This is a genomic window from Dickeya oryzae (genome assembly GCF_020406815.2).
Taxonomy (GTDB): domain Bacteria; phylum Pseudomonadota; class Gammaproteobacteria; order Enterobacterales; family Enterobacteriaceae; genus Dickeya; species Dickeya oryzae.
Genome location: NZ_CP162670.1, coordinates 2,019,885 through 2,037,442 on the forward strand (window position 1 = coordinate 2,019,885; position 17,558 = coordinate 2,037,442).

The following is a 17,558-nucleotide window of genomic DNA, read 5'->3' on the forward strand; positions in this document are numbered from 1 at the left end:
TTACACGCTGTGGTGTTTTGATCAGTTCCGACCTCCCAAGGGCCGGTATGCACCATAAAAACAGACAAAAAATGAGAGAAATATCTCCTTGTTTTTTAATCTGTACTCCGACACTACACGCTAGCAGTGGATGCCACAGCGACAGGAATTATCCCGACGTTCATGATGACCTTCAGCGTCGATTCCCATCAATCAGTGGCGATCACACTGGCTAAATACGACATCACCACAGATCGCGACAGCCCACGATGAACCATCCCGTTCTGTGAGGTGATGTTATTAAACAACTCCGGTTAGTTTTCATGCAAGTGTTTTGCATGAAAACGCAGATGATCTTCAATAAAACTCGCGATGAAATAATAACTATGGTCGTAATCGGGCTGTATACGCAACGTCAACGGCCATTGGCGGGTATGGGCGATCGTCTCTAGCTGCTCGGGCTGAAGTTGCACAGGCAAGAAACTGTCACCATCGCCCTGGTCGATAAGCGTGGGGAGCGGCGAGTCGCTGTGGGCGAGCAAGTGACAACTGTCATAGTCCAACCAATGTTGTGGGTCATCCCCCAGATAAGCGCTGAAGGCTTTTTGCCCCCAGGGCACCTGCGTCGGGTTGACGATTGGGGCAAAGGCCGATACAGAACAAAACCGGCCGGGATGGCGCAGTGCCATCATCAGTGCGCCGTGTCCCCCCATCGAATGACCGCTAATGGAAAGCCTGTCGCTGGCGCTGATGTGCTGACGTACCCGTGCAGGTAATTCATCGCTGATATAGTCGAACATTCGGAAGTGTCGATCCCAGGGTGCCTGGGTCGCATTGACGTAAAAGCCCGCACCTTTACCCAGATCGTACTGCGCATCGTCCGGTACGTTGTCACCGCGAGGGCTGGTATCCGGCATAATCAACACCAGTCCCAGTTCGGCTGCGAAGCGCTGAGCACCGGACTTGGTGGTAAAGTTCTCGTCGTTGCAGGTAAGCCCCGACAGCCAGTACAACACGGGCGGCGGGGTATCTCCGGCCACAGGCGGATAAAACACGCTGAAGGTCATGTCACAATTCAGTGTGGTGGAAGCATGGCGATAGCGCCGTTGCCAGCCGCCGAATAACCGGTGTTCTTCCAGCAATTCCAGTGATGTCGTCATGGCGAGTGGGTTCTCCGTCATCAGTTGAAATGCACCACAGAACGAATGGATTTGCCTTCGTGCATCAGATCAAATGCCTCATTGATTTGCTCAAGTGGCATGGTGTGAGTGATAAAGTCATTGAGCTGGAACTCGCCATCCAGATAGCGTTGGACGATCCCCGGCAGTTGGCTGCGACCTTTGACGCCGCCAAACGCGGAGCCGCGCCATACACGCCCGGTCACCAGTTGGAATGGGCGGGTCGCGATCTCTTCGCCTGCGCCTGCCACACCGATAATCACCGATTCCCCCCAGCCTTTGTGACAACACTCCAACGCGGAGCGCATCACGTTGACATTACCGATACATTCGAAAGAGAAATCCACGCCGCCGTCGGTCATCTCGACAATCACTTCCTGAATCGGCTTGTCGTAGTCTTTCGGGTTGATGAGGTCGGTCGCGCCCAGTTTGCGTGCCAGATCAAATTTACTGGTGTTGATATCGATACCGATAATGCGACCGGCTCCGGCCATTTTGGCACCAATAATGGCAGACAGCCCGATCCCCCCGAGACCAAATACCGCCACCGTATCACCGGCTTTCACTTTAGCGGTATTGGTCACCGCCCCCATCCCGGTCGTGACGCCGCAACCTAACAGACAGACTTCTTCCAGTGGCGCGTCTTTGCTGATTTTTGCCACCGAGATTTCCGCCACGACGGTACGTTCTGCAAACGTTGAGGTTCCCATGTAGTGGAAAATCGGTTTGCCGTCTTTAAAGAAACGGTGGGTACCGTCTGGCATCAGGCCTTTACCCTGTGTGGCGCGAATAGCCTGACACAGGTTAGTTTTACCTGATCGGCAGAATTTGCACTCCCCGCATTCAGGGGTATAGAGCGGGATGACGTGATCACCGACAGCAACACTGGTAACGCCTTCTCCCACCGCTTCGACGATGCCAGCACCCTCATGGCCGAGGATCACCGGGAATACGCCTTCCGGGTCTTTGCCGGATAACGTGTAGGCATCGGTATGGCAGACACCGCTGGCGAGGATACGCACCAGCACTTCGCCTTTCTGCGGCGGCATCAGGTCCACTTCTTCGATTGACAGCGGTTGGTTGGGGCCCCAGGCGATGGCGGCACGGGTTTTGATCATTTGCATGGTGAAGCTCCTTGTACAGGTATAGTGAGGTATTGTGAGGTCTATAGATAACAGTCACTCTCTAGCGAGTTGACTCGGCCTGTTGACGGTGAGGCATCAGGTGCCGAGTTCAATCATCAGTTTTTTCAGTGCCTCGACGTTGGGGCCAAACGCATCCCGTCGCCAGATAAGCCAGGTGGTGACCGACGCCACATCGCCCGGTAATGGGTGAGTCTGAACCTGCTGTCCGGCAGGCAGGGCGTTCAGAACGTCGATCGGCACCATCGCCACGCCACTTCCTGCTGCAACGCCTGCCAGCAGCGCGCTATACGATGGGAATTCCACGATAGCAGTCGGGGTGATGCCTTGCCCACGAAACCAGCCTTCCAGTCGCTGTCGGTAGCCGCACCCGGCGGAGAACGTCAGCAAAGGCAGGTGTTTGACCTGTGAGGCCTGGGACACTGGCGGAATATCTGCTGTGGTAATCAGCACTAACTGCTGTGAAAAAATGCGGCAACTGTTGATGGCATCATGGGTGACCGGGCCGGTGATCAGCGCGGTTGCCAGCTCGCCCGCATTCACGGCTTCCAGCAATGCGCCGCAGGTATCGCTACGCAGCGCTACCTGAACCTGGGGGTAACGGCGATGATATAACGCCAGTAGTTCGGGTAGCGCTGTGATAAGCAGGCTTTCTACCACCCCCAACGCAAACAGACCGGCGGGTTCACTGGTGTGCGCCATGGCCAGCGCTTCATCACTGAGTGACAGAATACGTTGGGCATAACACAGAAAATTATGGCCTGCCGGTGAAAGACGGACACGTTGGCGTTCACGAATAAACAGATCGGTCCCCAGTTCTTGTTCCAACTGGCGCAGTCGGGTGGTGAGGTTAGACGGCACGCGGCCAAGCTGGGCGGCAGCTCGCACCAGAGAACCGGTTTCCGCCACCAGACAAAACATGCGCAGTTGAGTCAGGTCCATATGTTCTCTTTTCGTGAATAAGTCATGTTAAGTTGTTTATTTCTATTGAGTGTAGCGGTTGTAACGGCGGCTGACAACCCGGGTCGTGCCAGCCTGCTGATATATACACCCGGGCATTTTGTCGGAATCTATTCTGTGAGCACGGCATATTTTTAATAACGTAAGTGATTACCCGATTAATATCCCTGACATGTAGGGGATACAGATTCACTATCAACCGGTGACTTTTATTTTTCAATTTAAGGCTCACTTAATTTTTAACCTGTAGTTTTAACGATGAAAGCATTCCGAGTGTTTTCATGCTTTACAAAATAGATAAAAAAGAAACGTGATTTAATTTAACCATATTGCATGCCGAAATTTAAAAGTGTTATTCATTTTTTAAAAATTTAGCCAGGGTTTTTATTGTCACGATACGAGTCAGGTGAGCAGCTTAAAAGGTTGCTCATTATTTAAACTGGGGAATAACCAAACACCGGTGGCTATGACTAAGCAAGCGCTGAAGGCGCGACTAATTATCCGGAGTCTATTATGAATATTTTAAGACACATCACCGTCAGAAGAATGTTGTTAATTATCCTGACGCTGTTTACCGTTATCTGGGGAATGGTATCTGTTTATACTCTGAACTCATTTGGCGACATGAATGAGCTGCTGAATGACAATATGTCACAAAAAAGAAGTTACTCCATGCTGGTCAAAGGCAACGATCAGTATTTTCGCTCTGTAACCCGGATGCTGCGTGCGGTGGACTATTTGCAGACGGGGGATACGGAAAATGCACAGAAAACATTCAGTTCAGCAGGTGTTGCACTGAAAAACAGTCAGGACGCGTTGGAACAGTTTAAACGCAGCGAGCATATCGGGGTCGACAACGCAGTCGTACAGCAAATGACTGATGTGTGGGGACGGTTACTTCAGGCTGGTATCGAGCCCATGCTGGCGGCGGCTAGAAGTGGCAACATGGAGGATTTTCGCCAGCTGTTCCGTAAACAATATCCGCCGTTGAGTGTGGAGTTTGGCAATATTGCAGAGAAATATGCCGTAGCGATTCAATCTGACGAAACGATTTTAGCGGTAGGAAGTCACATTGCCATTAATAAAACTATGCTGATGTTTGCGTTAGTTGCAGGCGTTATCGTACTGTTCCTGAGCGACCGTTATCTGGTGAACTATCTGGTAAAACCGATTGGTCAGATCAAACGCCATCTGGAGCTGCTGGCCAGTGGAAAATTGGGTGTGGAGCTTGACGAGTTCGGCCGTAACTGTGCCGGTCAGTTGATCCCCTACATCCGGGCGATGCAGCACAGCCTGCGAGATACGGTGCAGACCATTCATGACAGCTCGACGGTGATTTATACCGGTACCAGTGAAATTCGCCAGGGGAATGACGAACTGTCACGCCGTACCGACCAGCAGGCCGCTGCGCTGCAGGAAACCGCCGCCAGCATGGAAGAACTGACGTCAACGGTAAAAAATAACGCCGATAACGTGCGTCAGGCACGGCAGATTTCGGAAGAAGCACAGCAGATGGCGCGCCAGGGTGGGAAGATTACCGACAGTGTGGTCACCACCATGCAGAGTATCTCGGACAGCTCCCGCAGAATAGCGGATATCACCACCGTCATTAACGGCATTGCCTTCCAGACCAACATTCTGGCGCTGAACGCGGCGGTGGAAGCGGCCCGGGCCGGTGAGCAGGGGCGTGGTTTCGCGGTGGTAGCGGGTGAAGTGAGAAATCTGGCGCAGCGCAGTGCGCAGGCGGCGAAAGAGATTGAAACGCTGATCGGTGAATCGGTCAGCCGGGTAGATACGGGCTCGACACTGGTACGCGAGGCGGGCAGCGCGATGGAGGGGATTATCTCCTCGGTCTCACGGGTGCATGACCTGATGGGTGAGATTTCAGCAGCGTCGGATGAACAGAGCCGGGGTATCGAGCAAATCGGTCAGGCAGTGACGGAAATGGACGGGGTGACGCAACAGAACGCGGCGTTGGTACAGGAAGCCTCTGCGGCGGCAGCCTCGCTGGATGAGCAGGCACAGAGTCTGGCGGCAGCGGTGGCGTCGTTTGACCTGGGGGCTGCGTCGGCAGCGTTACACACGCCACGCACCGCGACACCGGCGCTGAAACGACCGGCATCGAAAACGGCGGCGCTGCCAGCCCGGTCATCGCACGGCGACTGGGAAACCTTCTGAGCCTACACAGACCATCCTGCTTTATACGAAAATGCACCGCTTGCCGGTGCATTTGGCTGTCTGTGGGGCCGGTGAGTCATACAGAAACATGTCTCAACCATTTAAGGTTCATTTAAGATTCAAAAAACAGTAACGTAGGAAATTAAAAATAAAATTGTTGAAAATGAGATAACGTGATCATTGTCATTTTTATTTTGTTTATTTAAGGCTCACTTAATTTTTGTCCTGTAGTGTTAACCATGAAAACACAGTGAACGTGTTGGCAGACGTGGTAGAATGAAAGTGAATAGATAAAAAGGAAACACGGTTTTATTTAACCGTACCGCATGCCGGAATTAAAAAATATCATTCAGTTTTTAAGAAAATTTAGCCAGGGTTTTTCTTGTCACAATACGAGTCAGGTGAGCAGCTTAAAAAGTTGCTCATTATTTGAGCTGGGGAATAACCAAACACCGGTGGCTATGACTAAGCAAGCGCTGAAGGCGCGACTAATTATCCGGAGTCTATTATGAATATTTTAAGACACATCACCGTCAGAAGAATGCTGTTAATTATCCTGACGCTATTTACCGTTATCTGGGGAGTGGTATCTGTTTATACTCTGAACTCATTTGGCGACATGAATGAGCTGCTGAATGACAATATGTCACAAAAAAGAAGTTACTCCATGCTGGTCAAAGGCAACGATCAGTATTTTCGCTCTGTAACCCGGATGCTGCGTGCGGTGGACTATTTGCAGACGGGGGATACGGAAAATGCACAGAAAACATTCAGTTCAGCAGGTGTTGCACTGAAAAACAGTCAGGACGCGTTGGAACAGTTTAAACGCAGCGAGCATATCGGGGTCGACAACGCAGTCGTACAGCAAATGACCGATGTGTGGGGACGGTTACTTCAGGCTGGTATCGAGCCCATGCTGGCGGCGGCTAGAAGTGGCAACATGGAGGATTTTCGCCAGCTGTTCCGTAAACAATATCCGCCGTTGAGTGTGGAGTTTGGCAATATTGCAGAGAAATATGCCGTAGCGATTCAATCTGACGAAACGATTTTAGCGGTAGGAAGTCACATTGCCATTAATAAAACTATGCTGATGTTCGCGTTAGTTGCAGGCGTTATCGTACTGTTCCTGAGTGACCGCTATCTGGTGAACTATCTGGTTAAACCGATTGGTCAGATCAAACGCCATCTGGAACTGCTGGCCAGCGGCAAACTGGGTGTGGAGCTGGAAGAGTTCGGCCGTAACTGTGCCGGTCAGTTGATCCCCTACATCCGGGCGATGCAACACAACCTGCGTGATACGGTGCAGACTATCCACGACAGCTCGGCGGTGATTTATACCGGTACCAGTGAAATCCGCCAGGGGAATGATGAACTGTCACGCCGTACCGACCAGCAGGCGGCTGCGCTGCAGGAAACCGCCGCCAGCATGGAAGAACTGACGTCAACGGTAAAAAATAACGCCGATAACGTGCGCCAGGCGCGGCAGATTTCGGAAGAGGCGCAGCAGATGGCGCGCCAGGGTGGGAACATTACCGACAATGTAGTCACCACCATGCAGAGTATCTCGGACAGCTCCCGCAGGATAGCGGATATCACCACCGTTATTAACGGCATTGCCTTCCAGACCAACATTCTGGCGCTGAACGCGGCGGTGGAAGCGGCCCGGGCCGGTGAGCAAGGGCGTGGTTTCGCGGTGGTAGCGGGTGAAGTGAGAAATCTGGCGCAGCGCAGTGCGCAGGCGGCGAAAGAGATTGAAACGCTGATCGGTGAATCGGTCAGCCGGGTAGATACAGGCTCGACACTGGTACGCGAGGCGGGCAGCGCGATGGAGGGCATTATCTCCTCAGTCTCACGGGTGCATGACCTGATGGGTGAGATTTCAGCAGCGTCTGATGAACAGAGCCGGGGTATCGAGCAAATCGGTCAGGCGGTAACGGAAATGGACGGGGTGACGCAACAGAACGCGGCGCTGGTACAGGAAGCGTCTGCGGCGGCGGCCTCGCTGGATGAGCAGGCACAGAATCTGGCGACAGCAGTGGCGTCGTTTGACCTGGGAGCCTCGGCGGTGTTACACACGCCACGCACCGCGACACCGGCGCTGAAACGACCGGCATCGAAAACGGCGGCGCTGCCAGCCCGGTCATCGCACGGCGACTGGGAAACCTTCTGAGTTTGTAGAGATGTTCATGTTCTACGTTGAATGCACCGGCTTGCCGGTGCATTTTTTTATTGAAGAAGCATATAAATAGCGAGAGTGTGACTATCGCGTGATATTGCTGTTTTTCTGTCATGGTTTTTATACGAATAACCGGCTGCGTCATCTCCTTTTTTCTATCCCTGCCTATACTTGCTGGTAAATCAGAACGTGTGTGCGCATAGTGCTCATCCTGCTTATAACTACCAACCGGTATCATTTGCGCTATATGACGAACCCTGTGGTGATATTGGGTGCTGTGCGTTCTGATAGAGCGACTGTCGTATTAATGAGTAAAGGACTCTCTGCTATTCAGCAAATCCTGGAAAACGTCAAATAACATTCGGGAGTTAATTATGTCTTTTCTAAGAAATATCAGTATAAGAGTCATGATGTTATTTATTATGGGGTTTTTTGTGGTGCTCTGGGGGAGTGTATCCGGTTACAGCCTGTATTCGTTAAACCAGGTCACGCTGCTGTTAAATGATAACTCGACCCAGAGCAAAACTCACAGCTACCTTACCTATGGCAATGACCAATATTTCCGCTCTGTTACCCGAATGGCACGTGTGATGGATTATTTGCAGTTCAACGATGCCGAGAATGCTAAAAAAACATTAGATATGGCGCTGACAGCTATTAAGAATACCAAAGGTGCGCTGGAAAAATTTAAGACAGCACCACAAATTGGTGTGGATAAGAAAATTACCGATGAAATGGTAGCCAGCTGGTCTACACTTCTTTCCACCGCCATTGACCCCATGTATTCTGCGTTGCAGAAAAACGATCTGGAGGCGTTTCGCAGCGTATTTCGCAAAGTGTATCCGCCAGCCAGTTGGGCATTTGGTGATGCGGCGCAGAAATATACGGCGGCAGTGACGAATACGGATTTTCTGGGGGCAGTGAACACGCATAACGACTGGACCCGGAATACCTTAATACTGGCACTGATTATCAGTGTGATCATTTTCCTGATCAGTGAACGCTATCTGACCCGGTATCTGGTCAATCCTGTTACAGCAATTCAGGCGCACCTCGGCAAACTGATCGCCGGTCGGCTCGATCAGCATCTGGAAGAGTTCGGCCGTAACTGTGCCGGGCGTATGATTCCCGACATCAAAAAGCTACAACTGAGTTTGAAAGAGACTGTCTCGCTGATTCGTGATACCACCGAGGCGATTTATCAGGGGGCGACCGAAATCCGGCAAGGCAATAATGATCTCTCCGGACGAACCGAGCAGCAAGCATCGGCGTTGCAGGAAACCGCTGCCAGCATGGAGCAACTGAGCTCTACCGTGCAGCACAACGCAGAAAACGTCCATCAGGCTACCAAGCTGGCGCAGGAGGCTTCCGACGCGGCGATACAAGGTGGGAAAATCACCAATACTGTGGTGGAAACGATGGACAGCATTACCGCCAGCTCCCGCAAGATTGGCGATATTACCTCAGTCATTAACGGTATTGCCTTCCAGACCAATATTCTGGCGCTGAACGCTGCGGTGGAAGCGGCCCGTGCCGGCGAGCAGGGACGAGGGTTCGCTGTGGTCGCAGGCGAAGTGCGTAGCCTGGCACAACGCAGCGCTCAGGCAGCCAAAGAGATTGAAGGCTTGATTGCGGAATCGGTATCCCGGGTGGATGTGGGCTCAACACAGGTCAAGCAGGCCGGGGAAGCGATGCAGACGATTATCGACACGGTATCGCACGTCAGTAATCTGATTGGTGAGATTGCCTCTGCGTCAGATGAACAGAGCCGTGGGATTTCGCAAATCGGTCAGGCAGTCAATGAAATGGATGGTGTGACCCAGCAGAATGCGACCCTGGTACAACAGGCAATGGCGGCGATTTCCTCACTGGAAGAGCAGGCACGGCAACTGACGCAGGCGGTGGAGGTCTTCCATCTTGGCACCGAATACCGTTCGGCGACAGGGAATCAGAGGCAGGCAGACAATCTGGCACTCAAACGTCCGTCACTTAAAGCGACGGCACCCGCGTTGCCACCAGCCGGTAAAAGCAGTGGGCAGGGTAACTGGGAGAAATTCTAACGCCACCATGGGTTAACGTCTGCCGCATTCATCGGTGTGGATGCGGCAGCACTCGTCACGATGGCAGGGGTGCGTGATGACAGGATGGCAAGTTGAAGTCTTTTCATCAGCCATGGCACACAATCGCTGGATAATCATCAGTCACTCCATTAGAGTTGTGGCCGACGTTGGCCTCGGGCAACGTTAGAGTGAGAACACCTGCTGGAGAAAAACATGTCGGCTGTATTAACAAAAGAAGCGGCCCTGGTTCACGAGGCGTTACTGGCGCGTGGACTGGAAACCCCACTGCGCGGCGAAATGCTGGAACGTGAAACCCGTAAGCGCCTGATTGCTGAGCACATGACGGAAATCATGAACCTGCTGAACCTCGATCTGGAGGATGATAGCCTGGCTGAGACCCCTCACCGCATCGCCAAAATGTATGTGGAAGAGATCTTTTCCGGCCTGGATTACGCCAATTTCCCGAAAATCACTATCATCGAAAATAAGATGAAAGTCGATGAAATGGTGACGGTACGTGACATCACACTGACCAGCACATGCGAGCACCATTTTGTGACGATTGATGGCAAAGCCACCGTGGCATACATTCCGAAAGACGGTGTGATTGGGCTGTCTAAGATCAATCGGATCGTACAGTTTTTCTCTCAGCGCCCACAGGTTCAGGAACGTCTGACGCAGCAAATTCTGGTTGCGTTGCAGACACTGCTTGGCACCAATAACGTGGCGGTATCGATTGACGCTGTGCATTATTGCGTTAAAGCACGTGGAATTCGTGATGCCACCAGTGCCACCACGACAACGTCGTTGGGGGGGCTGTTTAAATCCAGTCAGAATACCCGTCAGGAGTTTCTGCGCGCGGTGCGCCATCATCATAATTGATCGGTATTGCCGATGTTTTTCTGGCAGTTAATCGCCATCGCCAGAAAAGCATGGGCATTTGTTGTCCCAGTCACTACAATTTGCGCACACGTCCCGGTATTTGCTGAAAACAATGTCGCCAACGCCGCCTTCTTCATCTCGTATCCCTATGCTGGACTTCGCCCGTGGGCTGGCGATGCTTGGCATTCTATTGATGAACATCGTTTCATTTGGTTTGCCCCATGCGGCTTATCTTAACCCGGCGTGGCAGGGGCCGCCTTCTACGGCGGATGTCTGGGCGTGGGCGTTGATGGACATGCTGGCGCAGGGAAAATTTCTCACGGTGTTTGCCCTGTTGTTTGGTGCTGGGTTGCAACTGCTGCTAAGACGCGGTAAACGCTGGATTCATGCCAGATTGTTTTGGCTGATGATTTTCGGTCTGCTGCATGCGATTTTCATGTGGGACGGTGACATTCTGCTGGATTATGGCCTGATTGGGCTGGTAAGTTACGGCATGCTGCGTCATGCCGACAGTACCCGCATGCTACTGCGTACCGGTGTGGCGCTGTATCTGATGGGGCTGGCGATGCTGGTGGTCTTGAGCCAGGTGCTGAGCCAGGAGGGCGGCAGTTTCTGGCAACCCGGGCTTGCCGAGGTGAATTATGAAGCCTGGTGGTTAACGCAGGGCGGGCCGGAGGCCTGGCGAAACCGGCTGTCATTACTGAATGAAAGCTTGCTGTCGCTGGGGATTCAGTATGGCTGGTTGCTGGCCGGATCGATGTTGCTGGGGGCCGCGTTAATGCGCAGCGGTTGGCTGCGAGGCCAGTTTAGCCTGCAGCATTATCGGCGCGTTGCCCTGTGGGTGTTGCCGCTGGCGCTGCTGATTAATGGGGCCGGTGTGATCGCGCAGTGGCAACTGCAGTGGGACTATCGCTGGTGTGGCCTGTTGCTGCAAATTCCGCGAGAGACTGGCGCACCGCTGCAGGCGATTGCCTATCTGGCGTTGTGCTACGGATATTGGCCGACGTTGACGAACTGGCGGCTTACCCGTTGGATAGCCAGTGTCGGGCGTATGGCGCTGAGCAGCTATTTGCTGCAAACCCTGATTTGTACCACGCTGTTTAATCGCCTGGGCGGGTTCATGCACTTTGACCGCTGGCAGTTGCTGCTGCTGGTGCCGCCCGTCTGGCTGTGCAATCTGCTGGTAGCACGCCTTTGGTTGGGCAGGTTCCGACAAGGGCCAGTTGAGTGGTTGTGGCACTTGCTGACAGCCAAAGTCGCCGGTCCGGTTTCAGCGCAGTCAGCCAATGAGTGATGACTAGCGGGGAGGGGATGTTGTTGGCTTCTGGCGTAGCGGCGGTTCTACTTTCGACTCCTGGTCGGTCATGAATTCTGGCGGCACCGCCGGGTAGCTGGGTTCGTCATGCGAAATTTTGTATTCGGACGGAATCGGCACTTGTGGCCCCAGGAAGCGGGGTTCACGTTTTAGAACATACAAGTCAAACAGGGTGCCAAGCCGGGCACCAAATTCCCGTAATCGTACCTGCCAGATATCCTTCGGTGAGGGGACAGCAAAACATTGTGCCTGAATACCCTTGTGCAGCGCGATAAATAGCGCGCGCTCGCAATGGAAGCGCTGAGTAATGATCGTGAAATCGTTGGTATCGAATACCTTGCGGGTTCTGACGATGGAATCCAGCGTGCGAAAACCAGCATAGTCCAGCACGATGCTGGCAGGGGGAACCCCGGCGGCGATCAGGTCGCGCCGCATGGTCATCGGCTCGTTATAGCTGTGCTGGGCATTGTCGCCACTGAGTAGCAAATAACTGACTTTGCCGCTGTTAAAGGCGTTGAGCGCACCCTGAATACGAAACAGGTAATACTGGTTGATCACACCCGCTCGATAGTACTTGGCTGTACCCAAGACCACCCCAACCTGACGTGGCGGCAAATCCTCTACATCCTCGTAGATATAAGGTGCGGTGCGCCAGCTGATACAGCGATCAAGCAGAAAAGCACTGCAGGCTAACACCAGAATGGTGGCGAAAAGACCGAATATCAGGCGTTTCCACATGCTGCTGCCTTCGTCCGCATGGAGTAAAGAGTCATTATGGCGTCGGTAATCATCAGGCAAGGCTACTTGAGGTACTGAAACGACGCAAGGCGAACTGTCTGGAAGTCGTCAGTTGCGCTGTTTTTTTGAGCAAGATCAGGATGGGATGCATCACTGGCCGAGTGATCCCCGGCCAGTTGTCGAGACGATTAGACCAGTGAACCCCACAGGTCGTATTCATCGGCATGTTCAATTTTGACTGTCACCAGATCGCCCACCTTGACCCGGTTTTCACCGTTCAGATAGACCGCCCCGTCGATCTCCGGCGCATCCGCCATGCTGCGACCGATCGCACCTTCTTCGTCCACCTCGTCGATCAACACTTTCAATTCCCGGCCGACTTTGGCCTGCAGACGCTGGCTGGAAATCTGCTGCTGTACCTGCATGAAACGATGGTAACGCTCTTCTTTCACGTCGTCTGGTACCTGATCTGGCAGGTTGTTCGCCACGGCACCTTCAACCGGGCTATACCGGAAACAACCCACGCGATCCAACTGTGCTTCTTGCAGGAAATCCAACAGCATCTGGAAGTCCTCTTCCGTTTCACCGGGGAAGCCAACGATAAACGTTGAACGCAAGGTGAGGTCCGGGCAGATCTCGCGCCAGCGCTTGATGCGCTCCAGCGTGCGTTCTACCGCACCGGGGCGTTTCATCAGCTTGAGGATTTTCGGGCTGGCGTGTTGCAGCGGGATATCCAGATATGGCAACACGTTGCCTGCTGCCATCAGTGGGATCACATCATCCACATGCGGGTAGGGATACACGTAGTGCAGACGGACCCACAGCCCCAGCGTCGATAATTGCTCACACAGACTGACCATACTGGTTTTCACCGGCTGACCGTTCCAGAACCCGGTACGGTGTTTGACGTCAGCACCGTAGGCAGAGGTGTCTTGAGAGATGACCAACAGTTCTTTCACACCAGCTTCCGCCAGTCGTTTGGCTTCATCCAGCACCGAACCGATAGGGCGGCTATCCAAATCACCACGCATCGACGGAATAATACAGAAGGTACAACGATGATCGCAGCCTTCGGAAATCTTCAGGTAAGCGTAGTGGCGCGGCGTCAGTTTGACCCCTTGAGCCGGCACCAAACTGGTAAACGGGTCATGCTCCGGTTTGGGAACATAATGATGCACGTGGTTGAGCACCTGCTCGTAGCTATGTGGGCCGGTGATTTCCAGTACTTTGGGGTGCACCTCACGGATCTGATTCTCTTTCGCCCCCAGACAACCGGTCACAATGACTTTGCCGTTTTCATTGAGCGCTTCGCCAATGGCTTCCAGCGACTCCTGTACCGCGCTATCGATGAAACCGCAGGTATTGACGATAACCAGATCGGCATCGTTGTAGCTCGGCACCACCTGATACCCTTCGGTACGCAGTTCGGTCAGAATTCGCTCCGAATCCACCAGATTTTTGGGGCAACCGAGGCTGACAAAGCCAATTTTGCGAGACAAATCTTTGCTGGCGTCAGTGGATTGATCATTCAGCGCTTTTTGCGGTGCCGACAGTGTGGTGGTTTGTGTGGGATCGAAGGTGTTAACAGTCATAGCGTCTCATACATCGGGTTGGGGCGGAAAAATGCGGCGGATTATACCTGAATCGCCGTCAGGAAACAGTCCTGTGTGATTATAAAACAATCAGTGCTCGGGTCTACGTCAGTTCGGGGGGCGGTGATAGGCAGGATGCAAATTTGAGTAAATTCTGCCTGATGGCTGAGGCCAGCATGCTATTAATTTTACCGTCTGCTAATTTTACCTTCTGCATCGTTTTTCATGTGACGAGTGTATCGCTACCACCAATAACTGGGAGAGCATGGCATGTTGTTTCCCCGCTTTCGTTTTTTTACCTTGCCGGTACTGGCGGCAAGCTGGCTGTTTTCTGCGGGGCTGCTGGCTGCGCCGACCGTTACTGTGTTGCAGGATAATCTTGATCACCCCTGGTCGCTGGCCTTTTTGCCGGACGATCAAGGCTTGTTGCTGACGGAACGTTCAGGTCAGTTGCGGCGTTGGCAAGCCGGTAAGGGGCTTTCTGCGCCGATAGACGGTGTGCCAGCCGTGTTTGCACATTCGCAAGGTGGTTTGCTGGATGTGGTGTTGTCGCCGAATTTTCGTCAGGATCGCCGGGTCTACCTGAGTTATGCCGAAGCCGGACCGCAAGGGCTGGCGGGAACCACAGTAGGATTTGGCGTGCTATCGGATGATATGCAGCGGCTGAATCATTTTACGGTGATCTTCAGGCAACTGCCGAAGCGCTCGACCGGTGCCCATTTTGGCGGGCGGATGGTGTTTGATAAACAAGGTCATTTGTTTATCGCACTCGGCGAAAACCAGCAACGGATGCTGGCTCAGGATTTAGGAAGCCTGCAGGGTAAACTGGTGCGCCTTACGCCGGATGGGGGTGTTCCCATCGATAATCCCTTTGTGAATCACTCCGGTGCCCGGCCGGAAATCTGGGCCTACGGATTGCGAAATCCACAAGGACTGGCGCTTAATCCGTGGTCTGGCGATGTGTGGGAAAGTGAGCACGGGCCGCGTGGCGGCGATGAAATCAATATCCCCCAACCGGGAGAGAATGACGGTTGGCCATTGGCGACCTATGGTATCGACTACTCAGGGCAGAAAATCCCGGAATTTCAAGGGGCGGAAGTGGCGGGCACGACCCAGCCTGTCTATTACTGGAAAGTCTCGCCAGCTATCAGCGGTATGGCATTTTATAACAGCAGCCGTTTTCCTGCCTGGCGTCACTCGCTATTTATCGGCGCACTGGCGTGAACCAGCCTGATTCGTTTGTCACTGGAAGGCGATCGCATTGTTTCGCAAGAGCGTCTACTGACGGAACTGGGGGAGCGTATCCGCGACGTACGAGTCGGGCCAGACGGTTATCTGTATGTGCTGACCGATCAGGATAATGGCAAGTTGTTGAAGGTGGGGCTACCGGATTACTGATGCGGATATGGATGTGCGCCCGGCTTGGGGCGCACGACAAGCGATGACGTCAGGCGAGATGTAATCAACGAGATGCAAAGAGCGACGTTACGTTAACGGCAGCATGACAGTCTGACGGAAGGCTTCCCGTTCAGTCAGTTGCTGATACCAGCGCTCCAGATGTGGTCGGGGCTGGCGTTCAATCGGCAGGTTGAACCAGCTATACGCGATGCACCCGGTCGGGATATCACCGATACCGAACTCTTCGCCGGAAAGCCAGCGCTGTGTCGCCAGTACGCTATCCGCGATAGCAAAGAGCTTTTCACAACTGGCGATACCCGCTTCGACGCTCTTCATGTCGCGTTTGTCCGGTGCTGTGCGTATCAGATTAATGAATACCTGCTTGTAGGGCTCGGAGAACCCAGCTGCCCAGTCCAGCCATTTGTCGATGCCAGCCTGGGTTTTCGCATTAGCATGATAAAAACGTCCCTGGCCGTACTGTGCCGCCAGATAACGCACGATAGCGTGTGATTCCCATAGCACCAGATCGTCGTCTTGCAGGCAGGGTACCAGCCCATTAGGGTTCATGGACAAATAGTCCGCGTCATGGTTACGACCGAATTGCCCGCCTGCGGGCACCAGTTCATACGCCAGTCCAAGTTCTGCCGCGCACCAGCGTGCTTTCTTCACGTTAGTCGAGTTTTCACGACCCCAGATTTTCAACATGGCACTACTCCTTTGAGTTGATGTTTGGCGCAATAAAGCGGTGTGGGAATGCCGCACGCTGCTCATGCCAATGTCAGACTATTGCCACTATATCCACAGCAAGGGTTTGATGTCACCGATTGTTCTAAGATTGGTGGTTCTAAGGTCGTGGTTGTTCTAAAGCCGAGGGGGTTAACGTCAGGTGATTGAGGGGAACCGTCGCTAAAATGCGGGAACATCAACAATAAATTAGTGTTATTTGACTATACGCTCAGTGATTAGGCCGCTGGAAGTTATCCAGCAGCCCGGCGGTGAGGCGCGTTATGCGAAAAATGAGATTATTTTCTCTGCAACTTGCTTTGCCGCTTTCCTGTTCTCAAGGTCAAGGAAGTGACCTGCTTCAGGAATGGTGCTGAATTCGCAACTATGAATGTATTTTTCCATTTTCTTGATATCGTCAGCAGTGGTGTACTCGTCATTTTCACCATTCAAGAAAAGTATATCAGCGTTAATATCCTTGAATATTTCGATATAGTTCTCTTCTTTGAGTGTGAGTACCTGCTCTATATGGAAATTAACCTGCTGAAAAGCAAATTCACTCATCGAGGAGATATGTTTTAAATTAATATGCTTTAGTAAAGGTGGTAAAAATTTACCTACTTCATTATTAAGCAACTCAGCTGCTCTTTCGAATTCTTTTGAATGAATATAATACCTGGCGCGTTGTATGTAATCGCGCATTTTATCGTTAAGATGTGCCGAAAATGATGCGATCACCGCTTTCTTGATATGTCTGGGTTTGTTTGACAATGCCAGCATAGAAGACAGCCCGCCCCATGATATCGACAGTATATGGTCTGGTTCAAAGGTGTCGATGAGATAGAGCAGGATGTTGACCTCATCGTTTTTGGTTATGACTCTGTCCAGCGTGTTGTGGGGCAATGATTCACCAATAAACGGTAAATCAAAAAGGATGATATTAAACTTACCAGACAGATTTTTGACGGTATTTTTGAACGCTGCCGTTGTCGATAGTGCTCCGTTAACCATAATGATGGTTTCATGTGCAGGATCGGAAATATGCCTTTCAACATATATTTTCCATGAGTCATATGTGACAATGCATTTTTCTATTGACATGATAAAGTCCCTTTTGTTTGCCCGACAGGGCATGGCGCTATCGTTGGATTGTTTTTCGTCGTGAAATTTAACCGAATTAATAACGCTCCCGCTTAAAAAAGCCGAAGAAATCTTCCTTTTATCGTTTTTGTTAATA

13 protein-coding genes and 1 pseudogene are annotated in these 17,558 nt (G+C 52.3%); 6 read left to right on the top strand and 8 right to left on the bottom strand.

Going from position 1 to position 17,558, the window contains the following annotated elements; genetic code table 11:
• Window positions 1-293: 293 nt before the first annotated feature.
• From fghA to LF929_RS08820, 3 genes are all read right to left on the bottom strand, one after another.
• Entirely contained in the window at window positions 294-1,139 is an 846-nt protein-coding gene (gene fghA, locus LF929_RS08810) for an S-formylglutathione hydrolase (protein WP_276514387.1), read from the bottom strand.
• 20 nt (window positions 1,140-1,159) lie between these two features.
• The gene (locus LF929_RS08815; protein WP_038904626.1) at window positions 1,160-2,281 is read right to left on the bottom strand and encodes an S-(hydroxymethyl)glutathione dehydrogenase/class III alcohol dehydrogenase; all 1,122 of its coding nucleotides are present in this window, start codon (window positions 2,279-2,281) and stop codon (window positions 1,160-1,162) included.
• 96 nt (window positions 2,282-2,377) lie between these two features.
• The gene (locus LF929_RS08820; RefSeq protein ID WP_038908225.1) at window positions 2,378-3,241 is read right to left on the bottom strand and encodes a LysR family transcriptional regulator; all 864 of its coding nucleotides are present in this window, start codon (window positions 3,239-3,241) and stop codon (window positions 2,378-2,380) included.
• Between the two features lie 531 nt (window positions 3,242-3,772).
• On the opposite strand from LF929_RS08820, the gene LF929_RS08825 reads away from it, so the two are divergent.
• The 4 genes from LF929_RS08825 to folE all read left to right on the top strand — a co-directional run bounded on the left by LF929_RS08825 (window position 3,773) and on the right by folE (window position 10,555).
• Complete coding sequence (locus LF929_RS08825) at window positions 3,773-5,437, top strand: methyl-accepting chemotaxis protein (RefSeq protein ID WP_368678966.1); 1,665 nt, start codon at window positions 3,773-3,775, stop codon at window positions 5,435-5,437.
• Window positions 5,438-5,945: 508 nt separating this feature from the next.
• Window positions 5,946-7,607, top strand: coding sequence for a methyl-accepting chemotaxis protein (locus tag LF929_RS08830; RefSeq protein ID WP_210177318.1), 1,662 nt, complete (start codon window positions 5,946-5,948; stop codon window positions 7,605-7,607).
• A 380-nt stretch (window positions 7,608-7,987) separates the two neighbouring features.
• On the top strand, window positions 7,988-9,673 hold the full coding sequence (locus LF929_RS08835) for a methyl-accepting chemotaxis protein (RefSeq protein ID WP_226093582.1): 1,686 nt from the start codon (window positions 7,988-7,990) through the stop codon (window positions 9,671-9,673).
• Window positions 9,674-9,886: 213 nt separating this feature from the next.
• Complete coding sequence (gene folE / locus LF929_RS08840; RefSeq protein ID WP_012885004.1) at window positions 9,887-10,555, top strand: GTP cyclohydrolase I FolE; 669 nt, start codon at window positions 9,887-9,889, stop codon at window positions 10,553-10,555.
• Here the strand turns inward: folE and LF929_RS08845 are convergent.
• Window positions 10,546-10,692 (bottom strand): hypothetical protein, encoded by a 147-nt coding sequence (locus LF929_RS08845; protein WP_210175809.1) that lies wholly within the window; start codon window positions 10,690-10,692, stop codon window positions 10,546-10,548. The genes folE and LF929_RS08845 overlap by 10 nt on opposite strands.
• A gap of 11 nt (window positions 10,693-10,703) precedes the next feature.
• Here LF929_RS08845 and yeiB point away from each other — a divergent pair, with 11 nt between their 5' ends.
• Window positions 10,704-11,849 (top strand): DUF418 domain-containing protein YeiB, encoded by a 1,146-nt coding sequence (gene yeiB / locus LF929_RS08850; RefSeq protein ID WP_226093581.1) that lies wholly within the window; start codon window positions 10,704-10,706, stop codon window positions 11,847-11,849.
• A gap of 3 nt (window positions 11,850-11,852) precedes the next feature.
• Here yeiB and sanA read toward each other — a convergent pair whose 3' ends face one another.
• Complete coding sequence (gene sanA, locus LF929_RS08855) at window positions 11,853-12,608, bottom strand: outer membrane permeability protein SanA (protein WP_210175804.1); 756 nt, start codon at window positions 12,606-12,608, stop codon at window positions 11,853-11,855.
• A 188-nt stretch (window positions 12,609-12,796) separates the two neighbouring features.
• Window positions 12,797-14,200, bottom strand: coding sequence for a 30S ribosomal protein S12 methylthiotransferase RimO (gene rimO, locus LF929_RS08860; RefSeq protein WP_210175803.1), 1,404 nt, complete (start codon window positions 14,198-14,200; stop codon window positions 12,797-12,799).
• A 270-nt stretch (window positions 14,201-14,470) separates the two neighbouring features.
• On the opposite strand from rimO, the pseudogene LF929_RS08865 reads away from it, so the two are divergent.
• Window positions 14,471-15,598: pseudogene (locus LF929_RS08865) on the top strand (PQQ-dependent sugar dehydrogenase).
• A gap of 87 nt (window positions 15,599-15,685) precedes the next feature.
• Here the strand turns inward: LF929_RS08865 and LF929_RS08870 are convergent.
• Together LF929_RS08870 and LF929_RS08875 are read right to left on the bottom strand one after the other, a co-directional pair.
• A complete protein-coding gene (locus LF929_RS08870) occupies window positions 15,686-16,303 on the bottom strand; it encodes a glutathione S-transferase family protein (protein ID WP_210175802.1) in 618 nt (205 codons plus the stop codon).
• A gap of 300 nt (window positions 16,304-16,603) precedes the next feature.
• Window positions 16,604-17,422, bottom strand: a complete 819-nt coding sequence (locus LF929_RS08875) for an alpha/beta fold hydrolase (protein WP_038908216.1) — start codon at window positions 17,420-17,422, stop codon at window positions 16,604-16,606.
• Between the last annotated feature and the right edge of the window lie 136 nt (window positions 17,423-17,558).